Raw genomic sequence first — 23,842 nt, 5'->3', positions numbered from 1 at the left:
GCTCTACATCTCAGACCGTATCGGTTCACCAATATGCTATTGGCCCCATACCTCGTCAAAATCGTCAAAATGTGGCGCAAGCTGGGCGCTTGGTTATGGCTCGCCACCCAAAATATGGAAGATTTTCCGAATTCAGCGAAAAAGCTGCTGGGGATGTTTGAATGGTGTATTGCGATGGTCTGCCCCAAAGAGCAGATTGAGCAAATTGCACGATTCAAAGACCTAACCCTAGAGCAAAAAAGCATGCTACTGGCCGCCCACAAAGAACCGGGGAAATACACAGAAGGGGTGATTATTGCCGACAAGGTACAAGCACTATTCCGCAATGTCCCGCCACCGATTGCGCTAGCGTTGGCCATGACGGAGAAGCATGAAAAGCGGGAGCGGGCGAAGATTATGGAGGAGAAGGGGTGTTCGGAGTTGGAGGCGGTGCTAGAGATTGCTAGCAATATGATTAAGCATTAGCGTGTTGCTGTAGATAAGCATTGACCGTGGAGCTGCGGAATAAACAGGGTTAATACAGCGGGAAGGGGTATCGTTCAAAAGGCGATCAAAAATGCGACAAATGACAAAGCTTTGCTTTGTCTTTCCAGTATAATTCCGCGCTTGGGTGTTGGGGGATGGTTTCCTATATGTTGGAATGTATGACTGTGTCAAATATCCCAACACCTCGAATGTGCAAGTCTAGTAACTTCTGGTAAGTATCGACTAAAATTTCTAAATCCTCTGTAAAATGGAGCAGTACTGATGGGACGAAACAATTCATCAACAATATCAACTGACGTTCAACCGATTACGCTAAAAATGAAAAAAAACCTTCTTGTCGTTGCAATTAGTTGTATTGCTGCGGGTACCTCTATAGCCAATGCTGAAACGTTCACTGTGACTAATACCAACGATAGTGGTGCAGGAAGTCTTCGACAAGCGGTGTTGGATGCAAACGCGCTTGAAGGCGCTGATGAAGTTGTTTTTGATTCTTCAATAACGACATACGATATTTTGCTTAATTCACTAATTGAAGTTACTGATTCGGTTTCTATTACCGGGTTGGGGGCCGAAAACACCATTCTATCGAATCCGGTCTCTTCGCAAGTTTTTGATATTATCTCTGCCGAAGCAACGATTTCAAATCTATCGATTAACACTGTTGCTGGCGCAAAGGTTGATCGGAACATGATTAGGTCTGACGCAGTTTTACAGCTAGCCGCTGTTAAGTTAACGAATGCCGGAGAGTTACAGACTCAAAGTCCTTTGCGGTCTCACGGCTTCACAACAATTAAATCATCCATAATCTCTGGCTTTACTTATCCAACTCGGTTGATGGCTGGTGCTGAAATATATGATTCGACAGTTAAAGATTTCAATTCCTATGGTTATGGAGGAGCAGTATATTGTAATAACGGGAGCTTGCGAATCGAAGACTCATTGTTTGAGAATAATTCTGTACGCGGTTCAGGAGCAGCTGTATTTTCACTGACTTCGTGCTCAACTATTATTAAAAATAGCGTTTTTAGAAATAATTCTGGAGGGTCAGTTATTTATGACCGAGATGTAACCTCTATTCACAATACATATATTGAAAATAATGCGCCTATTTATCGAGCAAATATCGTTCATGTTGAAGATGATTTTTATCATGGTAATGTTGCTGACGATAGTTTGTTTAGTCTGTATTCGCTCAACTACGGGGGGGCTGTCGTTTCAATAACAAACAGTACTTTCAGTGAAAATATGGGAGGAGACAAAGGAGGTGTTATTCGTTTATTTAATTCTGAAGGAGACGTCAATATTGATATTGTTAGCTCAACGTTAATTGATAACGATGCCGCTGAAGGAAAAGCATTATATATCGATGAAGGTGTTACAGGTGTTCGCGTAATCAATAGCGTTATAGCCTCTCGGACAGAAAATGGAGGAACGGATATTATTTCTGGGCCAGTTTATGTAGAAAACAGCTTGATAGGAACAAGTGATAATGGTGTTTTTGAAGAGTTGACCCCCGGCTCAAATATTTTTGGCGTGAATCCGATGTTAGCCGATTTAGCTGATAATGGCGGTGTTCGTGTGGGAGTCGATGGTGAATATCCGATGTACTCTTATGAACCCCTACCTGGTAGTCCGTTAATTGATATTGAAAATATAAATGTTGATGGGTTACCTGAATATGATCAGCGAGGTGAAGGGTTTGATCGGATCGTTGGTGATGGTGTCGATATTGGAGCGATAGAGTTTCGTAATCAGCCACCAAAAGTAGAGGCGCCTATCGATTCAGTTGAAGTCACTGTAAATAGGCCATTTTCAGTTGACTTTGCATCCCATTTTTCTGATCGAGAAGGGGATACGCTTGTCTTTAGCCTGGACGAGCCTTCTGATTATTATGCTTTATCCCCAGAAGGAGAGTTGTATGGTGAATTTGATGTTACGGCAATCAACCAATTTACTTTTCCGGCGGATATTAATATCGGTGTTACTGACGGGCAGAATCGTGTAGAGGCGACAGTCAGTTTCGTTCAGAATAATTTGCCCCCTGAAGTTAGCAAAGCCCTGGAGTTCGGTGTTCAGGTTGGCGTTGATGTCAGTTATGAACTGTCAGAAAGTGTTACTGATGCAGAGGCGGCCGAGCTGAATTATTCCGTAGGCGATACCTTGTTAGATGGTTTTTCGCTGACGGATGACGGGAGATTGTCAGGGAAATTAAGTCTTACAGATATCGAGCAATTGCCAGCGACTATTCCTCTCGAGATTAGTGATGGGGTTAATTCAGTAAACACCTCGTTTATATTGTCATTGGTCAATCAGAACCCCATTCTCGATGATTTACCAAAACGTACCCTAATCGCAGGGCAGGATATAAATGAAGACTTATCACAATATGGCTCTGATCCAGAAGGGGCTGATTTAACGTATTCCGCGCAGGGGCTGCCAGAGGGACTTAGTTTGGCGGAAAATGGTGTGCTAAGTGGCCAGTTAACTGAAACCGGTTATTCTGAATTGCCCGTTAATCTTCAGATAACAGTCAGTGACGGTTTTTTAACCGCTGAAAAGAGTCTAATGATTGATGCTGGGATTGTTGCAACGGCCACACCAATACCAACAGTAACGCCGGTTCCTACTGATTCACCCATAGCTACACCAATTCCAACAGAAAACCCGGGCAATGAAAATGGTGAGACAAATAAATCATCCGGTGGTGGCGGTGCTTTTGGCGTGTCATGGTTGATTATGATGTTAGGCGTATTAGGTATTAGAAAGCGTAAAGTGATTCACTAATTTTGTGAAAGACCTTTAATGGTGAGACTGATGCATTCACGTTGAATGAAATGCATCAGTCCATATAGGCGTATATACTCCAGTCATGGCTAGAATCTTATTCGTTTGGGAAATGGGTTTTGGGTTAGGCCACATTATCCCAATAAAACACTATTGTGACTCGCTTCAGCAACACGAACTGTTCGCTGCTGTGCAGAGCTTACAGCATGCACATCAATTGGTTGAAGCGCTTGACGTAAAACTACTGCAGGCGCCGCACTTTCAAGGTAACACTGCCAATCCTGTCTCCTCTCCACGCTGTTACGCGCATCTACTTCATAACAGCGGCTTTTCCACAGCGAATAGCTTAGCGGCGTTAATGCATGCATGGCGCACGCTTTTTCAGCTAGTACAGCCGGATATCGTTATATTTGATCATAGCCCCAGCGCACTCCTGGCTGCCAGGGCGTTTGACTTTAAAAAAGTAGTGATGGGTTCTGGGTTTCTTTGTCCGCCACAAACCTATCCAATGGCTGTTTTTTTATCGGAGCAATTAAGTCAAGCCGATTTGGAAAAGTTCAAGGTGTTTGAGACGGAGCTGGTCGTTAAAATAAACACTGTGCTCCAGTCATTTGGTTGTTCGCAGATTTTACAATTAAGTGATATCTACAAAACCGTGGATGCTTCGTTGCTCACTGCTTACCCGGAACTAGACCATTTTCCAAGTAGAAGTTCCGAACAGTATGTTGGTGTTCCTCCCACCTTGCCGGGTAAAACGCCAAATTGGACAAATGTAAAAGGCAAAAAAATATTTGTTTACAGTCATATGTTTCCTCAAATAAAGACATTGCTCTACGAATTAAGGCAGTCTGGAGTCCCTGTTATATTTTGTTCAAGCAGTGTTGATCCGGTTTTGCTGAATCAGTTTGAGTGCGACAACATTTGTTTTGAAAGTGATCCGCTGGATCTACAGTTAGTGGCAAAAGAATGTGCTTTCGCTGTGACAAACGGCAATTTTAACTCCGCATCACAGCTTGCGTTGCTGGGAATTCCTCAATTGGCAATTCCCTTACAAATGGAGCAGCTTATTTTCTCAAAAACCCTCTTTAAATCTAGCCTGGCAAGCATTGCTGATCCTGGAAAACCAGAAAGTATTAGTAAGCATTTTCGAGAGATGTTGTTATATTCGGATACCATTCGAACCAAAGTGGAAGCCTTTGCGGCTAAGTACCGCTCAAGACTGTTGTCGCCTGCTGATCAGTTAAGGGATTTAATTACGAGTATGGTCGGAAATAAAGGGAATGATATAGGGTAGCGAAAAATGCGTTTTCTGTATAGACAGAATGAAGCATCAGATTTAATACAGGATAAGGATTAATAGCGCCCATAGTAATGATAGCCATTAATTTGTTCGATTGGTTTTTTTAGTACTGACAGTCTGTCGAATTAATTCATTTTTATATATCCTTTAAGCAAGCGGCTTAATGCCTCGTACATACTTAAGGATGTAATTGAATTCTTGAACTGATTGTCGTGGGTATGCTCAGGCGGAGATAAAGAGGTTCTGTACTAAGTATCTCAATCAGGGCTGCCCCACTTAAATTGCACAATAAATGAACGCAGTCGTATTTCTTAAGCCCATATCGTATCATTGGTGACAATAAAATATGATACCAGGCTGAGACATGACCCAAAAAAACCTGCCAGATCTATTAAATTACTTTCATTCACTCGAAGATCCACGAATTGACCGACAAAAACTCCATGCCTTGCCGGATATCTTGTTAATTGTTTTTAGTGGTTCAATTTTCGGTGTGGAAACGTGGCAAGACTTTGTATATTTTGCCGAATCAAAACAAGATCTGTTAAGAAAGCATGTGCAACCTAGGCGAATCCCATGAAAATGGTGTTGTGGAGTGCGCGAACGGATCATTAAAACGTCGAATATCCCAGCAACTAAAGCTCCGACAAAGCAACGACGTTGACAAAATCGAAGCCTACCAGACCTTTATTGATCGCGTGGTCGAAAAGCTCAATCGCCGGTCACACAGTCGTTTTATCGAAGAAAAGCAAGCCCTACAAAGCTTGCCCAAACATCAAGCCGTAAACTACCAAGCGCTGAATCTCAAGGTTACTCGATCATCCACCATAGAGGTTCGTCGAGTCGTTTATAGCGTGCCCCGCATTGACTCACTAAATACCACACTTACCAGATCGTATCCTTGTATGCTCCGGATGACGATTGTGTGGGCTCCATTGGGAAACCGCCTAATAATTGTCCGTATGGAATTAGTCCGACCGAAGAGTACGCTGAAAGTGTTGCTACCAGCGTTGGAAAACAGGTGAATGATGTTGTCGATATCAGTGAATATGACAAACAAGAAGCGCGAGATATGCTTTATGCCTTTATGCCTTTATGCCTTTATGCCATGTTTTTACAAATGGCGACAATAGAAATTGGCGAAAATTTTTGTGGTCGAAAAGATAGAAATGCGAGTTCACTTTGTGACTTTGATCGAGAGATGTTTGACAGAGCAATGGATCGTGCATACGGCAATGGTTAAAGAAAGCGATTGATTCTGGTCGGTACGGTGATCATATTACGGCGACAGTCGATGGCTATGTCATCGCTGAGCCGGACATTTTCGACGTGTATTGTAAAGAGACTGGTATATCAAGCCCAGAGAAACAACGGCACCTCTTCCTTACTCAAGGGCTACACAAGGGTGGGCATAGGATCAGGTTTGGCAGTGGGGCGACTAAAAAGCCTTTCTGATTGGCAGTAATGTGGCTCTCTAGTTGTAGATGTAGAGATGAAACACTACTCCTTTCGACATTTGCCATCATTTCTGTATTCAAGCGAGTCAACATGTAGCCATTGTTGTGAGTTGAATTCACAATAAGTGTATCCCTGAGCATTTAAGTATGATTTAAAGCCGTAGTGAAGTGCCTGTGGAAGTATAAAAATTGAAAGCAAGCCAGCAATGATAAGAAGAATGGGGTCAAGTCTTGCCTTTTGCCTACCGCTGGAGTAGGTTTCGATTTATCCAATAGTTGATAAAACAGGCAAAGATTATGGCCAGACCTCTACGCTTGGAGTTTGCTGGTGCGCTTTATCACATCACCTCGCGCGGAAATCGGCGTGAAGATATTTACTTAACGGATAAAGACCGTGAGCTGTTTCTCGCGGTTTTGACTGAAGCCTGTGACCGATACAACTGGGTGTGTCATGCCTACTGCCAGATGTCGAATCACTACCATCTTTTGATTGAAACGCCTGATGCCAACCTTTCCAAAGGTATGCGCCATCTTAATGGCGTGTATACACAGCGCTTTAACCACAACCACACCCGCTTCGGGCATGTCTTTCAAGGACGTTATAAAGCAATCCTGGTTGATAAAAATGGTTATTTATTGGAGGTGGCCCGTTATATTGTTCTTAACCCCGTGCGTGCGGGTATGGTGCGACACGCAAAAGATTGGCCCTGGAGTAGCTACCGCGCCACCATCGGCCAGGCCAAAGAGACCGGCGGGTTGCAGACCGAATGGCTGCTCGCGGCATTTGGGCATCAGAAAACACGCGCCATAACTGCCTATAAAGACTTTGTTCGCCAAGGTAAAGGCCAGCCCTCTCTGTGGGGAACGCTAAAAAACCAGGTATATCTGGGTTTGTTGAACAGATGCAGCAGCTTATTGACGGCAGCAAAGAGCTGTCAGAAATACCATCAAGCCAGCGGCGTGCTGCACCAAAACCTCTCGCCTGGTACGAAGCTGCCGAAGCAGACCGGAATACCGCCATCAGCCAAGCGTACGCCAGTGGCGGCTATAGCATGAAAGAAATAGGTGAGCACTTTGGTTTGCATTATTCACGGGTCAGCAGGATATTAAGAAAGGCAAAAGGCAAGACTTGACCCCAGGCATACCCCCTGATATGGGGCGGTTCTTGCAAACCGATCCGATTGGGTATGAGGATCAAATGAATCTTTATGCTTATGTGGGGAATGATCCCATGAATTTGATCGACCCAACAGGCATGGAAAGCGCGTGCGCCGGTAGTACTGCTTATGCTTGTTATGATGTTAGTGTGTTTGGGAATTCATCAGACCAAGAGTTTGAAGATTACGATCCTCAAAACCCTCCTGGTGGAGACAGTTTACCTGACGGGCAATTTGATCAATCGGTTAATGAGTACGACGAATTTGGTCCGGCTGAAATTCAGCCGGGTACGCAAATGACCGTAGAAGTCGATGGAGTTGGAGGTGATATAAATGTCAATGTGTCTTCAGATAAAACAGCTAAAGCCTCGGTAGAAGTGATGGAGGGAGGTGCTACAGTTTATTCGTCTGGAGTGGCGAAAGTTAAGGGTACAGAAACTTTCAGTAGATCAGGTGCCACAAATGAAAGTGGGTCGCATGTCGTTACTGAAGGCACCACGACTATACGTATCAGTAATTTTAGTAGCAGGAGAACAATAACTGTTCAAGGATATCGAAAAGTTAGAAGCAGGTTCAAAGCAATGATTGCGCAAAAATAATGGACAAGTTAATAATAAGATTTTCCGTCTTTGTACTTTCTTTTGTTGTCATGCAATCGTGTTTTGGCGATATTTTAGTGATAAAGCCATTGTCTGCACCTGATGATCTTGAGTTGCAGGCTTTATGCAGATTTGACTCAAAACTAACGCAGAAAGATTTAAAAAAGATTCTGGAGTCTTCCGAGATTCCAGGAATTAGTGAGTGCCATATTGGGGCGCTAAAGATCCTAGCCGCGGAATGCCGATCTAAGGCTGACACTAATTTTATTGTGTGTGTTGATGAGTTGGCGCTGTATCTCGAACCTCCTTTGTTGATGTCAGATAAATTTATATTCATCGTTGGTGATTTGTTTATTAAAAAAAGTCGGTTATATGAAAGGGATGGAAAGTTTATTGAATCAGCTAACGCATTGGAGGTGATCTTAACTCTCGGGCCGAGTGAAGCCCTAGCAGAATCTCTTGTTGATGAAATAAGTCGGCTTTATCTACTGTCTGATGATTCATCAAAGGTCAAAGATATTTTGCTTCATTGGGTAGACTATTTAGATCGGCAAGATAGTAATCTTTCTTCCGTTCGACTTGGCTACATTAAAGCGTATTTGCGGTTGGCTGAGTTGACCATAGTCGCAGAAGACTACTTGGATGCTGCAAAGTTTTTAGAAAAAACACATCTTTACTTGTTGGGTGGCAAAGATTGTTGGGTATATGGCTGGAGAGAGCTTATATATTATCAAGCCGAAATAGCAAAGCAATGGGGTGAAGATAGCTCATCATATGTGTATTATTCGGGGTTAGTGAAATCTTATGATGAGATCTCTGAACTGGTTGAAAAAGAGCCCTTAGAGCAGGTTTCTAGCGCCCACAATGAAAGTATTATAAAAATATCATATTTGTGCCCATGGGTTTTGCAAATTGAAGGGGGCAGACTCCATTGATTTAGATCATGAGTGAATGCAATATTTAGCGGGACCAAATAGTGGGACGCCCAGGGAACACTAATAGGACAGGCACGATAAGCAAGACTAAAATAATAGGGGACAGACCCCAATTAAATTAATCGAAGCCTTTGTGGAGTGATCTGCAATGGAATTTTTATGCGAGCTTATCGGCAAAGGCGCGTTTAGCGTTGTGTTTTAATATCAAACTTTCCAGCAGTTTTTTAACGACCATCCGCTCGTTCTCATCAAATTGGCTTAATGCTTCAAATTGCAGCTTTAAATCATCTTCAGGGCTGCGGTGATCTTCTCCAAATACCAAATCATCCAATGTGGTATGTAGTTCCTTAGCCAGTCGAACCAGTGTATCTAGGGTAGGTTGGGCTGTACCCGCCTCGTACCGTTTAATCTGATTTACGTGTAACTCAATCGCGTTGGCTAGAGCCTGTTGGGTTAATCCACGCTCTTTACGTAGTGTTATCAGTCTTTGTACAAATTCCATGGGAAGCATCAAAAAAATCGAAGTACTACGCGGGGGCAGACCCGAATGGCACTTACTTAAGCGCACACAGCTTTAACTACATCACCCGGTCAGGGTATTGGCTGGGGCCTGCCCCGGAAAACGTAAAGAGTATTTTTCACAATTGGTATCCAAATTTATTGCGCCACAAACCGGGCCACAGAAATAATACAGTAACTGTTGAAAAAATAGAGAGTGGGATTGCTAGTCTGCCAGCCGAGACGCACTGTAAATTACGTGAAAATAAAGTGGATCAATTAGGGCGCGGTCTTTTGAAAAAGCTTTCTGACATTGATAAGTCGTACGACCGAAGAACTGATTACGGAGAAACGGAAGACGATTCGATAGATACTTATTGATAACATCTAAAAAAACACCGGCGCTCAGCGTCTGAACCTTCGGCCTTACCCTTGTTGAGCCGTTAATCCTTATAAAGGATTATCTCGCTGAAGGTATGTCGTTATCTTTGCCGCCACAATAAGAAAATTAGATTCCGAATGTATAGAATTTTTATCTTGCGCTGAAGGCGATACAAAGTTGCAGTTTCATTCTGGCCTTCAAGAGTGCATATTGAAAAGTGGCATAAAAAATCTGAACATAGAAAGGCTCAATGTTTAGGTAAGAAAAAAATGGTATAGAACGTATGAGGTTAATGTTGCAGAGGTTTTGAACTAACAGGTATCACACGTTTAATCCGTTGCAGTAATGGGCCTTTATGCTGGAGTTAATTCTTAAGTGCGTTGTTATTTGCGTATAGAAGGATTGAGTTGGAATAGTGTGTTTTTCGTGGTAAGCATATCCTTTATTCGCTGGCAGCGGCTAATGCTTTAACTTTAACGCTCATTCCACTCTGTTGATAACCCCTCCCAAAGCCCAAAAGGGTTTGGAGGGGCACCATTGTTGGCTGCACTAGGTACTGCCGTTACGTTTTATATTCCAGCGTTGGCTGAAGAGCTACTATAACTACTCGAGCTGCTGGAGCTGCTGGAGCTGCTGGAGCTGCTGGAGCTACTGGTATAGGGCCCATCGGTGGGGACTGGGGTGGGAGTCGTAGACTGAAGCCAGCAGTAGTCGGTAATGGCCGAGATATAGGTATTGAATATTGCTGAATCAATATCCTGTGCGTATAGGCCGCTATTTAGAGCCGTTTCACATTCAATTTTACCGGCAACCAGGTCGGCAAGGGTGGTTACGGCTGCTGCGGAATAAATTTGGTCGGAGCTTTCGGCCATTAATTCTGCGAGCGTTTTTTCTACGGTAACCGTTTCTGTTTCGCCATTTTCACTATCGAAGCTTGCGGTGAGTGTGATGGTTTCGCTTGTATCAACTTCTACATTGCTACTGAATAGCTCCAAGAAAAATTGTGAGCTGTTGTATGCGTAGTTGACGGTGGAGACTGCGTCTGGATCTGTTGAAACTTCTTCCGCTGCGGATTTTAGTTGGTCTAAACTTTGGGGGTAGTCTACGCGGAATTGAATGTTTTCAACGGCGTGATCAACAAAGCGCATAAACCCTTCGGTAAAAATGCGTTCTGCGTCGGTGGGGGTGACCATTGCCGAGTAGGTGCTCTTGCCTATGTCGGTGAGTTCATTTAAAAAGGCTTCATTAAAGTTGGAGCCAATTCCTATACCTGAAAATAAAATGCCCTCTAGGCCGTTGATAACGGTGTGGTTCGCAATAATGTCTGGATCTATTTGGCCGGTATTTGCGTAGGCGTCGGTCAATATGATTACGCGGTTTGCCTTGGTTGCATCATAGCTAACATTTGCTACTTCGTACGCAAGCTCAATACCGGCATTCAGATTGGTGGTGCCCGTTGCGTTCACGCTGCTAACGGCATCTCCGTAGGTTGACGAATCGGGGTCGTAAGCCCAATCGGTTAATACGATCTCGGCGTATGTTTCAAAGGTTACCAGGTTCAATATGTCGCCGTCTTTTAGGCTCGAAGTAATTTGCGTGAGCCCATGTTTGGCAACGTCGAGTAGTGTCGATAGATCCGACTGGGTTTCAATTGCGTAAGCGCTTCGCATAGATCCTGAAATATCTAAGAGCAGGGTTAATACGACATTTTTACGGTCTTCTTTTGTGAGTGTGGGGCCGCTAACGTTGGCGCCCAGCGCGTACATGCTGCCTTCGTAGTCAATACTGATGGGGATTTCCGATTGAGGTACTTGCATTAAGCCCATTGATATTACAAACGGATCGACTTGTTCAGCGGAAAAATGATCGAATGTTTCCGCATTTAAAAATTCATAGGCACGTCCGTATGAGGGATCGGGAACAACGCCATTCGCAAGCGCCGCAAATGTCAGGTCTCTCGGCGCAGTGCTCGCGGAGTCGTCATAGCTTAGGTAGAAGTAGGTTTCGTCTTCACCAATTTCTGGGTCTGCCACAGGTGTCGGTTCGGGAAGTTGTGTGTTTGGGCTAGAGCTAGAGCCATAGCTATAGCTTGAATTGGAGGTTGAGCTGGAGCTGGAGCTGGAGCTGGAGCTGGAGCTACTCGGTGTGGGCGTGGGAGTCGGAGTCGGAGTCGGTGTCGGTGTCGGAGTCGGAGTTACGGTTTGATTCGTTGTGCATACGGGCGCTGCAAACTGACCGCTATGCGTTCCCTGTATGCCAAATGTTGTCGTTTGGCCCGCAGACAAATTTCCATTCCAGCTCATATTTGACGCCACTATTGTATTACCCCCCGCTGCGAGGGTGGCGCCCCACCAATTCGTAATGCCGGTGCTTTGGGCATAGTCTAATGTCACTTCCCATGCGCTAATGTCAGAGCTGCTATCGTTGTTTACGGTTACGAGGATAACATAACCGCTATTCCAAATATTGTTGGAGGTTGAACACGATAGTGCGTGTGCGTTGAGTGCAGAGCCAAACAAAACTGAAAATAGCACGGCAGTGGAAAAGATACGCGAAAGCAATGCTTTATGTTTATTTATTTTAATAATGGGTGAGGTGCCAGCCCGTTGTAAAATACAGCTGTATTTTAGGTGTCGCATAATGATTCCTCTTTTATTGTTGGTAATAAGATGAGAACTAAGTACGATTTCGCAAACATGAACATCGAGTAGCGAGAATAACAATAGGAGCGCCGTTATTCGCGCGACAAGAATTTCCTGGGTGGTAATAAAAATAGGTTAAGGCTAAATAGATATGTGGTTTTTTGGCGCAACACTTAACTGTCTGTCGTAATTATTGTTGAGACGAGCCAATGTTCTAATTCTTTGAGATAAAAGTCTGCGCTTCTGCCAGTGTTTTTTCAACTGCCTGGGGAATTTTTTTTAGAGGTAGTTTAATTCGCGAAAGTTTTCTATTGTTGAGCGCCATTTTTTACAAATGTAGGTGGTTAATGTTTGTCATAAAATTGAAATTTAGTGTTCATGTTGTTGATTAATATTTATGTGGGCGTTTTGAGGGTGATGGGCTTCGCCTGTTTTTTTATTTAGGCGTTGGAATGTAATCGTCTTTTCTTGTCGCCGGTCGCTGTATTGTGCTTTCGTTTAAAATCGGTTGCTGCTGGTGATGGGGGTTCGGTTTTTTGTTTGCGAAAATTTCACCGCGCTTTGGTTTCGGGTTTCAGGTGACTGTTTATAGGCGCCAGTCGATCCGGCGGGCTTAGTGATATCGTTATCGCTGCAAGACAGGAATTTTCTGAGCATATGACAGTCTTGTGGCATAATTCCCGTGCCAGGGGGTAGCGGTGGGTAAGTCGCTGCCCTAGGTGTACAGACTTGGTTTTTGTAAAGTGGTCGTAAATACGCTGTTGTGGCGCTGCGACGATAGTAGAGGTTTAGCCCATTTATGAGTGTGTGTGTTGTTTGTGAAAAGCGCTTGGTTTTTTTCGATACGGCCGTGGCTTTTGCCCGTGAAAACGGCTTTGAGTTTTTTTGCGATGGCGAAGGGACGCGGGCTGAGTACGAGCTTGTGTTTGGCGAAGATACCATCTGTTTGCGGCATAAGATGGGAAAGAAGACTGTTAGTAGTTATGTCGATTTTGCCGAGGGTGCTCAGTCCCACCGCAGAAAATATGGCGGTGGTAAGGGGCAGTCTATCGCCAAGGCGGTGGGTTTAAATAAAGCCCGGGGTATTCGGGTGTTGGATGCAACGGCGGGTATGGGCGGCGATGCGTTTGTGTTGGCTTCTCTGGGCTGCAGTATCACGATGGTTGAGCGCTCACCGGTGGTACGTATGTTGTTGCAGGATGGCTTGCGGCGGGCCAGGTTGTTTGCCGAGGATGGCGATGCCGAGCTGCTGGAGATTGTCGATCGTATGACGTTGCTCGAGGGCGATAGTCTTGCGTTGCTGGCGCAAAAGGGCTTGGAGAGGCCGCAGGTGGTGTATCTCGACCCGATGTTTCCGCAGAGACGGAAAAGCGCTGAGGTGAAAAAGGAGATGCAGTTTTTTCACGATGTTGTCGGTTCAGACAATGACGCAGATGGCCTGCTGGAGCCTGCGTTAGCGCTGGCGGAAAATCGTGTGGTGGTTAAGCGACCGAAGGTGGCGCCGTTTTTAGCGGCCAGGGAGCCGGGTTATCAGTTGCTGGGGAAATCCAATCGCTTTGATATTTATCCGTTAAAGGCGTTTGAGATTATTTCTTCAGAAACTTAACGGCGCGGCTGATGATCATTCGAATATGGGCGAGCATGGCTACCATAAAACCGCAACCGGTAATGATCAGCCCCAGCAGAATGATTAATTCCTGCTTCGCGGATTGAGGCATTGCGGTGTTGGCGAGGTAGATAATAATGAGCCCCACGGTGAAGAAGATTACTCCGGCACGAAATTGTTTAAAGGTTTGTTCCAGTGGCGCGGAGTAGTGTTTGCCGAGCAGTTCTTTTATTGCCGGCCAGGTGAAGCGTGTCACGGGCTTAGCCAGCGTTCGGCGGCGTGTTGGTCGCTTTCTTTTGCGTCTACCCAGTGTTGGCCTTCTTTCTTCCAGAAGGGGGCTTGGGTTTTGAGTATGTCCATTATAAATTCGCAGGCGGCGAAGGCGTTTTGTCGGTGTTTGCTGCTGACACCGACAAAGACTATTTGGTCGCCGCTGTGTAGCTTTCCTACCCGGTGAATAATGGTGCTTGCCTGCAGTGCCCATTTTTCTTTTGCTTGCTGTTCTATTTTTTTCAGTACTTTTTCGGTCATGCCGGGGTAGTGTTGCAGTTCGAAAAGGCTGCTTCTGTTTTCTGCTGTGGCAAAGTCGCGTACCAGGCCGGTAAAGGTGACAACAGCACCGCTGCTGCCGTGTTTGCGTAGCGCTTGGTATTCGTTGTTGTGGTCGAAGTCTTCGGTTTGTATACGGATCACCTTAGCCTCCTGTTACCGGCGGAAAAAAAGCGACTTCATCGTTTGGCTTGATCTGTTGCTGTTGGTTGCTGATGGTGTGGTTTACGGCGCATTTGATTTTTGTGGCGCCGAGCAGTTCTTTCCATTGCGGGCCGCGCTCGCTGAGTTGCTCGCACAGTTGTTGAACGCTGCAGGCCTGGGTTAGCGGAAACGCTTCTTCGCTCAGGCCCAGTTGTTCGCCGAGGCTGGCGAAGTACAAGAGCTTAATGCTGTTGTTAGCGTTCAATTTGCCAGTCTCCCGATTTTCCGCCCGTTTTTTTCAGTAGTTTTGTTTCGCATATCACCATGCCTTTATCGACGGCTTTACACATGTCGTAAAGGGTGAGTGCCGCTACAGACGCTGCCGTAAGTGCTTCCATTTCCACTCCGGTTTTACCGTCCAGTTGGCAGGTCGCTTCGATTATTACGGTGTTTTGTTCGCTGTTTGCACGTATGTCTACGGCGATTTTTGTGAGCATTAGCGGGTGGCAGAGTGGAATTAAATCGCTGCATTTTTTTGCCGCCTGAATGCCCGCAATGCGGGCTACGGCAAAGACATCACCTTTTTTGTGCGTGCCTTCGGTGATCATCGCCAGGGTTTCGGGCAGCATTTTTACGGTGCTGCGCGCGGTGGCTACGCGGTGGCTGATGTTCTTGCCACCCACGTCGACCATGTGAGCTTCGCCTTTTTCGTTTAGGTGTGTGAGTGATGTCATGTTTTTTAGTTGGCCAAAAGTTCTATTAGAATTTGTTGGTACATTTCGCTGAGTGAATCTAAATCTTTTATCGAAACGCTTTCGTTGGCTTGGTGGATGGTGGCATTCAGTGGCCCCAGCTCTAATACCTGTGCACCGGTTGGGGCGATAAAGCGTCCGTCGGAGGTGCCGCCAGAGGTTGAGAGTTCGGTTTCTATATTGGCGACTTTTTTAATGGCGTTAACGGCGGCATCCACTAGGTCGCCGGCAGCGGTCAGAAATGGTTGGCCGGAAAGGTGCCAGTGTATGTCGTAGTCGAGCTGGTGTTTTTTTAATATGGCTTCGGCGCGCGCTTTTAATTCGCTATCGGTGGTTTCGGTGGAGAAGCGGAAATTAAATACAATATGGGCTTCGCCTGGAATAACGTTGGTGGCACCGGTGCCGCTGTTAATGTTGGACACTTGAAAGCTGGTGGCCGGGAAAAATTCGTTGCCGTTGTCCCATTGTTCTGCTGCCAGTTCGGCGAGTGCCGGCGATACCATGTGTATAGGGTTTTTCGCCAGGTGCGGGTAGGCCACATGGCCTTGCTTTCCTTTTACGGTGAGTTCGCAGCCCAGTGAGCCGCGGCGACCATTTTTAATGGTGTCTCCCAGCTTATGGGTGCAGGACGGTTCGCCCACTAAGCACCAGGTGATTTTTTCGTTTTGCTGTTCCAGCCATTCGATGACTTTAACGGTGCCGTTTGCGGCAATGCCTTCTTCGTCACTGGTAATTAAAAAGGCGATGCGACCTTTGTGGTTTGAGTGTTGGGCAATAAAGTTTTCGCAAGCGGTTACCATGGCGGCAAGGCTGCCTTTCATATCGGCGGCGCCGCGCCCATAGAGCATGCCGTCTTTTATTGTGGGCTCGAAGGGCGGGGTGTCCCAGCGCTTGAGGTCGCCACTGGGAACAACATCTGTGTGGCCGGCAAAGGCGAGTATTGGCCCCCTGTCGCCGCGAATGGCCCAGAAATTATCCACATCGTCAAAGCGCAGGTTTTCGATTTTAAAGCCAATCGCGGTTAGGCGTTCGATCATTAACGGTTGGCAACCGTCATCTTCCGGCGTTATGGACGCTTTGCGGATAAGGTCGCAGGCGAGTTGGAGTGTGGCAGATGTCATAAAGGCAGTGTCCAGAAAAAAGAAGAGCGTACCGGAATGGTACGCTCTTGGGTAGGGGGGAGCTAAACGGGGGGGGTTAGTTGTTTTTGTGCAGCTCTTCGTTAAGCGCGATAGCCGATTTGTTGGTTTTGCATTCTACGCCGCCGGTCATGGAATTACGGCGGAACAGTAGATCGCTCTTTCCTGCCAGGTCGCGTGCTTTAACGGTTTCAACGGGCTGGTTTTTTTCGTCCAGTAGGGTGAGCTTGGTGCCAGCAGTAATGTAGAGGCCGGATTCGATAATGCAGCGATCTCCCAGTGGGATACCGGTACCGGCATTGGCGCCAATAAGGCTTTCTTTGCCAACCGAGATCACGACTTTTCCGCCACCGGAAAGGGTGCCCATTGTCGAGCAGCCGCCGCCGAGGTCGGAGCCTTCACCTACGGTTACGCCGGAGGATATGCGGCCTTCTACCATGCTGGTGCCCAGTGTGCCGGCGTTAAAGTTAACGAAGCCTTCGTGCATGATGGTGGTGCCGGTGCCAATGTGAGCGCCGAGGCGAACGCGGGCGGTATCGGCTATTCGAACGCCCTGGGGAACGATGTAGTCGGTCATTTTGGGGAACTTGTCCACGCAATCGACGCTGAGTAGTTTGCCGGCAATACGCGCTTGTAGCTGCCGATCGGCAAGCTCTTCTATATCGATCGCGCCTTCGTTGGTCCAGGCTACGTTAGGTAGTACGCCGAACAGGCCGGTCAGGTCTGTGCCGTGGGGTTTTACCAGCCGGTGAGAGATCAGTTGCAGCTTGAGGTAGCCTTCCGGTACGGAGCTTGGCGCGGCATCACTGTCTAGCAGTGTGACAACAACGGGGCGAGTGCTGGAGCGCAGTGTTGTGCACAGGCTGGCCAGTTCTTCTGCGCCGACATTTTTCAATGCGCTGGTGAGGGCATCGATTTTGGACAGCTCCAGGTCGATGGCGACATTGCCGCCGGTGTACCCAAGGGTGTCGATAAAAGCTGTCGCAACCGCGTCTTCTGGGTTCAATATAGGTTTGGGATAGAAGACTTCCAGCCATTCGCCTTTACTGTTCTGGGTGCCAACACCCAGGCCGAGACTGTAGAGTTTGGTCATCTGTGAGTCCTTAGTTATCAAGTTTTAAAAGTGGGAAAAACAAAAGGTAACGGCTTCGTAAAACGGCAAGCTAATTCAGTTTTTCGGTATAGGATTTTTCGCTATAGCCGACAATTACGCCGGTGGGTGTTTCGAGTACCGGGCGTTTTATCAGTGTCGGTTGTGCCAGAGCGATGTCGAGGGCATCTCCGGCCAGGATTTTTTCCTTTTCGGCGTCTGACAATTGTTTCCAGGTGGTGCTGCGTTTGTTGATGAGCATTTCGCTACCCAGCTCTTTTAGCCATCCGGACAATTTGGTTGCTTCTAGGCCGTCCGCCCGAAAGTCGTGGAATTGGTGTTCGATATGGTGTTGCTCGAGCCATTTGCGAGCTTTTTTCACGGTATCGCAGTTTTTTATGCCGTAAAGGGTGATTGCCATACGTTTTAATCGGTCAATAAGTGTCGGTTTTGTAGCCAATTTTCGAGGCCGTAGCATAGCAAATTGGGGGTGGTAGTTCATTAGCCATAAGCGAGATTTATCTAAGTTTTTATATGGTTGGTCTACGGATTGAGCTAGCGCAACGTTTGGCCAAGGTAAGTTGGAGTGGTTGGTGTTAGGCACTGTGGTTTTAGCGTGGGTCGCGAGCCTGATTTTGGCGCACAGCGCCGAGCTTCCGATAGAAAATTTAAAACGCTCTTTGTTGTGCGCAGTAGACAGTTTTTAGGCTTTTTTAGTGACCTTGGGGTTTTTTCGGTTGGGGTAGCAGGTTGTGCAAATGGGGCATACGGTTCCATCGCAGCCTCTTGCAGAGCAGTGTTCGCGGCCGTAGTAAATAATTTGCAGGTGGAGGTGGTTCCAGCTTTCTCTGGGGAATAAACGTTTTAAATCTTTTTCGGTTTGCGTAACGTTTTTTCCGTTGGTTAATCCCCAGCGCTGCGCGAGACGGTGGATGTGGGTGTCGACAGCAAAGGACGGTTCGCCAAATGCCTGGGACATAACAACGCTTGCGGTTTTATGGCCTACGCCCGGTAGCCTTTCCAGTGCTTCCATATCGTTGGGTACTTCGCCGTTATGTTCTTCGACCAGTATTTCGGACAGTTTTTTTATCGCTTTGGATTTTTGTGGCGATAGGCCACACGGTCGAATAATCGCTCTAATTTCGTCAACGTCTTGCTTGGCCATATCGAAACAATTGTCGGCCAGTTGCCAGAGCGCTGGTGTTATCTGGTTGACGCGCTCGTCGGTGCACTGTGCTGAAAGTAATACCGCCACCAGTAGGGTGTAGGTATCGCTGTGGTCGAGTGGAATAGGCGGATTGGGGTAGCGCTTTTGCAGCTCTGAAAGAATATAGGTAACGCGTTGTTGTTTTAGCATGGTGTTATCGCGTTAAAACTGTTGGCAAAAGTCGTGCAGCCGCAGCGCGGCCTGTTCGCATTCTTCCAGTGACGCGACCAGCGCCATGCGGATACGATTTTTTCCGGGGTTGCCGTTGCGGGTATCGCGAGCGAGGAAGCTGCCGGGCAATACGGTAATGTTGCATTCAGCAAATAATTTTTGGGCAAACGCGGTATCGCTGATGGGGGTTTTTGCCCATAAATAAAAGCTGGCTTCCGGCTGTTCTACTTCCAGGTTATCTCCCAGTGTGTCGATGACGCGGGTAAATTTTTTGCGGTAAAGCTCGCGATTGGCTTTTACGTGTTGTTCGTCTTGCCAGGCAACACTGCTGGCTAGCTGCGTTTGAATGGGCATGGCGCAGCCGTGGTAGGTTCGGTATTGAAAAAACGGTGCAATAAGGTTTTTGTCTCCGGCGATAAAACCTGAGCGCAAGCCGGGGAGGTTGGAGCGTTTCGACAAGCTGTGGAAGACCACGCAGCGTTCATAGTTGTCTCTGCCCATTTCGGCGCAGGCTTGCAATAGTCCGGGAGGCGGTGTGCTTTCGTCGAAATAGAGTTCGGAGTAGCACTCGTCGCTGGCGATAATAAAATCGTATTTGTCGGCGAGGTGAATTAAGGCCTGTAGCTGTTCAATGCTCATAACGGCGCCGGTTGGGTTCCCCGGTGTGCAGATAAACAGCAGCTGGCAATCCTGCCAGGTTTTCTCGTCAATATTGTCGTAATCTGGCTGGTAGTTGTTTTCTTTTGTGCAGTTTAGAAAAACGGGCTGCGCACCGGCCAGCAGTGCCGCGCCTTCGTATATTTGATAGAAGGGGTTGGGCATTAGCACTTTTGCGTTGCCGGTAGTGTTGTCGATACTGGCTTGTACAAAGGCAAATAAGGCTTCACGGGTGCCGTTGACGGGCAGTATATGGTGTTCTGCGCTGAGGCTATTGGCGGTCAATCGAAAGCGTGTACTTGCCCACTCTGCGATTGTTTCCCGCAGCGTGAGTAGCCCTTTGGTGCTGGGGTAGTTCACGACGCGCGGCAGTTGTGCGTGCAGTTCGTCTAAAACAAATTGCGGTGGTTGATGTTTGGGTTCACCTATTGAGAGGGCGATGTGCTCCAGCTCTGCAGGAGGGTTGATACCCGCTTTTATCTCGTTGAGTTTTTCGAACGGGTACGGCTGCAATTGTTGTAGCAATGGGTTCATGTGGGGTTCCGGTATTACTGCCAAGCGGCAAGGTCTTTTTCTACGTGTTGATCCAGGCTGGAGCAAATCGCAGTTTGCAGTTCGTCACACTGTTGTGCGTTGCCGAGCGGGCTGCCGTTGGTATCGGTAATAAAAAATATGTCTTCAATACGCTCTCCGAGTGTGGAGATTTTGGCGTTTTGCAGCTGAATATTGTGATCCATAAACACTTGACCAATTGTTGCCAGAAGCCCGGTTCTATCTGGGCTGATAACTTCCAGCACGGTACAACCGCTGGCAATGTCATTGCTAATGCTGGTGGTGGTGGGGATGGCAAATTGTTTGAGTGCTCTTGGTGTTCGGCGGCGCACGACGTCTGAGTAGTCGTCCAGTAGCATTAATTCTTCGTGTAGAGAATCCAATATTATTTGGTAGCGTTCTGGGTTGTCACCAATGGGCTGATCATTTTCGTCGAGCACATAAAAAGTATCGACGGTGTAGCCATCGGCTGATGAGTAAAGCCTTGCATCTTGAATATTCAGCTGCTGAGAGGCTAAGCAGTTGGCGACGGCGGTAAAGATGTGTTGGTCGTCTTTTGCGCGAACAAAAATCTGGGTTGCGCCTTCGAATTCTAGCGAGGTGGTCTCGCGAATAAGAATAATGGGCTGCTCGCTTTGGTGATGAATAATGGCTTCTGTTTGCCAGGCAATATCGAGGTGTGATTCGCGAATAAAATATTCATCGCCCAGGTCTGCCCAGACGGCGCGCGCATCGGTTTCGTTGATATTTTTATCGCTGAGTTTTGCCAGCGCCCACTGTTGCGTTTCTTCGATGGTTTCCTGTTTGTCGATGGTGTTTTCCAGGCCGCGACGCAGTGCGCGCCGGGTATCCATATACAGTTGTCGCATTAGGCTTGCGCGCCAGGTGTTCCAGATGTCGGGATTGGTGCCGCACATATCGGCAACGGTGAGCGTGTAGAGATAATCGAGATGGCGTTGGTCGCCCATTTCTAGAGCGAAGTCGTGAATGACTTCTGGATCGGAGATATCTTTTTTCTGCGATACGTAGGACATCAGCAAATGTTTTTCGACCAGCCAGGCAACGAGGCGCGTGTCTTTACCGCGCAGGCCGTGTTGCTCACCAAATTGGATGGCATCCTGAGCGCCTAGTACCGAGTGGTCGCCACCCCGACCTTTGCCTATGTCGTGAAATAAACCGGCGAGGTAGAGCAGGTTTAAATGCTGGCGCTTTTTCATAATGTGCGCGGCAATCGGGAATTGTTTTTCCGCTTCGGGGTGGCGGAATTCGCGCAGGTTTTGAATCACGAGTAATGTGTGTGCATCCACCGTGTAGCGGTGAAAGAGGTCGTGCTGCATTTGCCCGGTTATTTTTCCAAACGCGGGTAGGTAGCGACCGAGAACCCCGTATCGGCTCATGCGGCGCAGTTGTTTTACCAGACCGTTTTCCATTTTAAACAGTTCGATAAACATCAGTTTGTTAACGGGATCGTTGCGGAATCTGTCGTCTATCAAGGCGCGGCTTTCACGAATGAGCCGGATGGTGGGTGGCCTGACACCTTTAATCTGGGGGTTGTTGCCCATGATTAAGAATATTTCCAGCAGTCCGCTGGGGGTTTCTTCGAATACGCTGTTGCGAGTGACTTCGATAAAATCGTCGTGCAGCTGAAAACGGTCGTTTATGGGGGTGATTTTGTGGCGGTTTTTATGGGCGTAAATGACTTCGCCCAGATGTTGCAGTAGTACATCGTTCAGCTCGCGCAGAGCGAGAACCGCACGATAGTAATCGCGCATAAATTTTTCTACGGCCAGGTGGCTGTCATCGTCTTCATAGCCGAATAATTTCGCCAGCTCCCGCTGGTGTTCAAATAGCAGGCGCTCTTCTGCTCGCCCGGAAAGCATGTGAACGCCATAACGTACGCGCCATAAGAAGGCTTCACCATGGCGTAAAATGGCGTATTCCTGTTCGGTGAAAAAATTCATGCCGCCAAGTTTGCTTATGGTGGGTACGGCGTAATAGCGTTTGGCGACCCAGTTGATGGTTTGAATGTCGCGCAGGCCACCGGGGGCGTTTTTAATATTGGGTTCGAGGTTGTACTCGGTATAGTTGTGCTTGGCGTGCCGGTCCTGCTGTTCTTCGCGCTTGGCTTTGTAGAACTTGTCTGCCGGCCACATGTAGTCTGGACCGGTGAGAACTTGAAGCTGGTCGCGGAGCTTGTCGTTGCCCGCTAGTCGCCGAGCTTCGATCAGGTTGGTGGCAACGGTAATATCGTCCTTTGCAATTTTTGCGCACTCTTTCATGGAGCGAACGCTGCAGCCAATTTCGAGGCCGATATCCCAGAGCAGTGTTACTAGGACTTGCAGCTGGTCGTTGTATTTCTTTGCGGCTTTGTTGTCGAGCAGAATCAGTAGATCGATATCGGATTTTGGGTGCAGTTCGCCGCGCCCGTATCCGCCGACGGCAATAAGGGCTATATCGTTGTCCCAGCGGTATTGGTGCCAGGCGTAGTGCAGGATCAGGTCAATAAAGGTGGCGCGTTCGGCAATAAGGTCACGGATTTCGTTGCCTTCAGCGAAGCGTGTATTAAAGTGCTCGTTTACACCAAAGATAGCATCTTTAAATACGGTAATGACCGGCCCCTTTTCCAGATCGAGACGGAATCGGCTTTGGTTAAAGAATATCGGCTGGCAGGGAAAATAGGGGATCTCTGGCGCTACATCTGTTTTGGCCATTATTAAAACGATTCCTCTTTACGCGCCGTCATTACCTCAACGCCGCTAGCGGTTACGGCCAGTGTATGCTCCCACTGGGCAGACAGCCGACCATCGCGGGTCTCTACTGTCCAGCCATCGCCTTTGAGTTTGGTTTGGTATTTTCCGGCGTTAATCATGGGTTCGATGGTAAAGGTCATACCTTCTCTGAGTATCATGCCGGTTCCAGCGGTGCCGTAGTGCAAGACTTGAGGATCTTCATGGAAGACCTTGCCAATGCCGTGGCCGCAGTAGTCGCGCACAACAGAGCAGTGGCTTTTTTCTGCGTGCTGCTGGATGACCGCGCCGATGTCGCCTAGGCGGCATCCGGGTTTTACCATTTCGATACCTTTATAGAGGCACTCCTGGGCAATTTTACAGAGCCGGTGGGCGTGGGGAGCGACTTGGCCAACCATAAACATTTTACTGGTATCACCGTGGTAACCACCGGTAATAACGGTAATGTCGATATTGAGGATATCGCCGTTTTTCAGGGTCTTCTTTTCCGACGGTATTCCATGGCACACCACATGGTTGATAGAGGTGCAGATGGATTTTGGGAAGCCCTTGTAGTTAAGCGGCGCGGGAATGGCCTGCTGGGTGATGGTTATATAGTCGTGACAGATGCGATCCAGCTCTGCTGTGGTCACTCCCGCCACGACGTGCTCTCCGATCATTTCCAGCACTTCGGCGGCCATACGGCCCGCGATGCGCATTTTTTCGATGTCTTCTGGGGTTTTGATGGATACGGCCATAACTGCACTATGTCTCTTTAGGTGTTTGTGGGCGGCACGCCCTTCACGAAGCTGTCGTAAAAGCCGCCTATTCTAAACCAATCGGACGGGCACAGCACGATTGAGAGTCATTAACACCTGAATCGAGACCTTTGGGTTTAAGTTTTTGGTCTTCTGTGGTATAAAGCGCGCCCAGCCATATGGAGTCTAACTTCTTTGGCCGGATTAACCTTTAATTAAAGTCGCACATATACCGTCACACCCGCCTGGGT

24 protein-coding genes and 1 pseudogene are annotated in these 23,842 nt (G+C 47.4%); 12 read left to right on the top strand and 13 right to left on the bottom strand.

All coding sequences use genetic code 11. The annotated features are described in order from the left end of the window. Positions 1-33 precede the first annotated feature (33 nt). The 10 genes from H5715_RS10665 to H5715_RS10625 all read left to right on the top strand — a co-directional run bounded on the left by H5715_RS10665 (position 34) and on the right by H5715_RS10625 (position 8,718). A complete protein-coding gene (locus H5715_RS10665; protein WP_221892289.1) occupies positions 34-465 on the top strand; it encodes a hypothetical protein in 432 nt (143 codons plus the stop codon). Between the two features lie 282 nt (positions 466-747). Continuing rightward, a complete protein-coding gene (locus tag H5715_RS10660) occupies positions 748-3,270 on the top strand; it encodes a choice-of-anchor Q domain-containing protein (RefSeq protein WP_075187315.1) in 2,523 nt (840 codons plus the stop codon). Between the two features lie 85 nt (positions 3,271-3,355). Continuing rightward, positions 3,356-4,564 (top strand): glycosyltransferase family protein, encoded by a 1,209-nt coding sequence (locus tag H5715_RS10655; RefSeq protein ID WP_075187314.1) that lies wholly within the window; start codon positions 3,356-3,358, stop codon positions 4,562-4,564. Positions 4,565-4,934: 370 nt separating this feature from the next. Beyond that, positions 4,935-5,150 carry a transposase family protein gene (locus H5715_RS20580; protein ID WP_075187313.1) on the top strand — a complete coding sequence of 72 codons (216 nt, stop codon included), beginning with the start codon at positions 4,935-4,937 and terminating at the stop codon, positions 5,148-5,150. Next, entirely contained in the window at positions 5,125-5,595 is a 471-nt protein-coding gene (locus H5715_RS20040; RefSeq protein ID WP_221892288.1) for a hypothetical protein, read from the top strand. Before H5715_RS20580 ends, H5715_RS20040 begins: the two co-directional genes overlap by 26 nt. Then, complete coding sequence (locus tag H5715_RS10640; protein WP_075187312.1) at positions 5,592-5,813, top strand: hypothetical protein; 222 nt, start codon at positions 5,592-5,594, stop codon at positions 5,811-5,813. The genes H5715_RS20040 and H5715_RS10640 overlap by 4 nt, the downstream gene beginning before the upstream one ends. A 511-nt stretch (positions 5,814-6,324) precedes the next feature. Beyond that, the gene (locus H5715_RS10635) at positions 6,325-7,083 is read left to right on the top strand and encodes an REP-associated tyrosine transposase (protein WP_221892287.1); all 759 of its coding nucleotides are present in this window, start codon (positions 6,325-6,327) and stop codon (positions 7,081-7,083) included. Continuing rightward, entirely contained in the window at positions 7,080-7,160 is an 81-nt protein-coding gene (locus H5715_RS20575; protein ID WP_221892403.1) for a hypothetical protein, read from the top strand. The genes H5715_RS10635 and H5715_RS20575 overlap by 4 nt, the downstream gene beginning before the upstream one ends. 20 nt (positions 7,161-7,180) lie before the next feature. Next, on the top strand, positions 7,181-7,783 hold the full coding sequence (locus H5715_RS20255) for an RHS repeat-associated core domain-containing protein (RefSeq protein WP_075186742.1): 603 nt from the start codon (positions 7,181-7,183) through the stop codon (positions 7,781-7,783). Next, the gene (locus tag H5715_RS10625; protein ID WP_075186741.1) at positions 7,783-8,718 is read left to right on the top strand and encodes a hypothetical protein; all 936 of its coding nucleotides are present in this window, start codon (positions 7,783-7,785) and stop codon (positions 8,716-8,718) included. Before H5715_RS20255 ends, H5715_RS10625 begins: the two co-directional genes overlap by 1 nt. 157 nt (positions 8,719-8,875) lie before the next feature. On the opposite strand, the gene H5715_RS10620 is transcribed toward H5715_RS10625, so the two are convergent. Then, a complete protein-coding gene (locus H5715_RS10620) occupies positions 8,876-9,220 on the bottom strand; it encodes a helix-turn-helix domain-containing protein (RefSeq protein WP_075186740.1) in 345 nt (114 codons plus the stop codon). Between H5715_RS10620 and H5715_RS20570 the strand changes: the two genes are divergently transcribed. After that, complete coding sequence (locus tag H5715_RS20570; protein WP_075186739.1) at positions 9,193-9,597, top strand: DUF922 domain-containing protein; 405 nt, start codon at positions 9,193-9,195, stop codon at positions 9,595-9,597. The genes H5715_RS10620 and H5715_RS20570 overlap by 28 nt on opposite strands. A 570-nt stretch (positions 9,598-10,167) precedes the next feature. Here the strand turns inward: H5715_RS20570 and H5715_RS10610 are convergent. Next, positions 10,168-12,237 carry a cellulose binding domain-containing protein gene (locus tag H5715_RS10610; RefSeq protein WP_075186738.1) on the bottom strand — a complete coding sequence of 690 codons (2,070 nt, stop codon included), beginning with the start codon at positions 12,235-12,237 and terminating at the stop codon, positions 10,168-10,170. An 802-nt stretch (positions 12,238-13,039) separates the two neighbouring features. On the opposite strand from H5715_RS10610, the gene H5715_RS10605 reads away from it, so the two are divergent. After that, positions 13,040-13,846, top strand: a complete 807-nt coding sequence (locus H5715_RS10605) for a class I SAM-dependent methyltransferase (protein WP_075186737.1) — start codon at positions 13,040-13,042, stop codon at positions 13,844-13,846. On the opposite strand, the gene H5715_RS10600 is transcribed toward H5715_RS10605, so the two are convergent. The 11 genes and pseudogenes from H5715_RS10600 to map all read right to left on the bottom strand — a co-directional run. After that, the gene (locus H5715_RS10600) at positions 13,827-14,102 is read right to left on the bottom strand and encodes a hypothetical protein (RefSeq protein ID WP_246434507.1); all 276 of its coding nucleotides are present in this window, start codon (positions 14,100-14,102) and stop codon (positions 13,827-13,829) included. The two genes, H5715_RS10605 and H5715_RS10600, sit on opposite strands and share 20 nt — an antisense overlap. After that, a complete protein-coding gene (gene moaE / locus H5715_RS10595; RefSeq protein WP_075186736.1) occupies positions 14,099-14,539 on the bottom strand; it encodes a molybdopterin synthase catalytic subunit MoaE in 441 nt (146 codons plus the stop codon). The genes H5715_RS10600 and moaE overlap by 4 nt, the downstream gene beginning before the upstream one ends. A gap of 1 nt (position 14,540) precedes the next feature. Then, positions 14,541-14,804: a molybdopterin converting factor subunit 1 gene (gene moaD, locus H5715_RS10590; protein ID WP_075186735.1), complete on the bottom strand. Its 264-nt coding sequence runs from the start codon at positions 14,802-14,804 to the stop codon at positions 14,541-14,543. Then, the gene (moaC, locus tag H5715_RS10585; RefSeq protein ID WP_075186734.1) at positions 14,794-15,273 is read right to left on the bottom strand and encodes a cyclic pyranopterin monophosphate synthase MoaC; all 480 of its coding nucleotides are present in this window, start codon (positions 15,271-15,273) and stop codon (positions 14,794-14,796) included. The genes moaD and moaC overlap by 11 nt, the downstream gene beginning before the upstream one ends. Positions 15,274-15,278: 5 nt before the next feature. Continuing rightward, positions 15,279-16,412: a succinyl-diaminopimelate desuccinylase gene (dapE, locus tag H5715_RS10580; protein ID WP_075186733.1), complete on the bottom strand. Its 1,134-nt coding sequence runs from the start codon at positions 16,410-16,412 to the stop codon at positions 15,279-15,281. Between the two features lie 76 nt (positions 16,413-16,488). Further along, positions 16,489-17,523 (bottom strand): 2,3,4,5-tetrahydropyridine-2,6-dicarboxylate N-succinyltransferase, encoded by a 1,035-nt coding sequence (dapD, locus tag H5715_RS10575; protein ID WP_075186732.1) that lies wholly within the window; start codon positions 17,521-17,523, stop codon positions 16,489-16,491. A gap of 70 nt (positions 17,524-17,593) precedes the next feature. After that, entirely contained in the window at positions 17,594-17,941 is a 348-nt protein-coding gene (locus tag H5715_RS10570) for an ArsC family reductase (RefSeq protein ID WP_075186749.1), read from the bottom strand. A gap of 282 nt (positions 17,942-18,223) precedes the next feature. Then, positions 18,224-18,877 carry an endonuclease III gene (gene nth / locus H5715_RS10565; protein WP_075186731.1) on the bottom strand — a complete coding sequence of 218 codons (654 nt, stop codon included), beginning with the start codon at positions 18,875-18,877 and terminating at the stop codon, positions 18,224-18,226. A 12-nt stretch (positions 18,878-18,889) separates the two neighbouring features. Continuing rightward, a complete protein-coding gene (gene dapC / locus H5715_RS10560; RefSeq protein WP_075186730.1) occupies positions 18,890-20,089 on the bottom strand; it encodes a succinyldiaminopimelate transaminase in 1,200 nt (399 codons plus the stop codon). Positions 20,090-20,103: 14 nt separating this feature from the next. Next, on the bottom strand, positions 20,104-22,818 hold the full coding sequence (locus H5715_RS10555) for a [protein-PII] uridylyltransferase (protein ID WP_075186729.1): 2,715 nt from the start codon (positions 22,816-22,818) through the stop codon (positions 20,104-20,106). Positions 22,819-22,820: 2 nt separating this feature from the next. Further along, positions 22,821-23,594: pseudogene (gene map, locus H5715_RS10550) on the bottom strand (type I methionyl aminopeptidase); the annotation flags it as partial. Positions 23,595-23,842: the final 248 nt, after the last annotated feature.

Source organism: Teredinibacter haidensis (genome assembly GCF_014211975.1).
In the GTDB taxonomy this organism is placed as follows: Bacteria; Pseudomonadota; Gammaproteobacteria; order Pseudomonadales; family Cellvibrionaceae; genus Teredinibacter; species Teredinibacter haidensis.
Note: the sequence above shows the minus strand (reverse complement) of the source record. Positions and strands in the feature narration are given on the sequence as shown.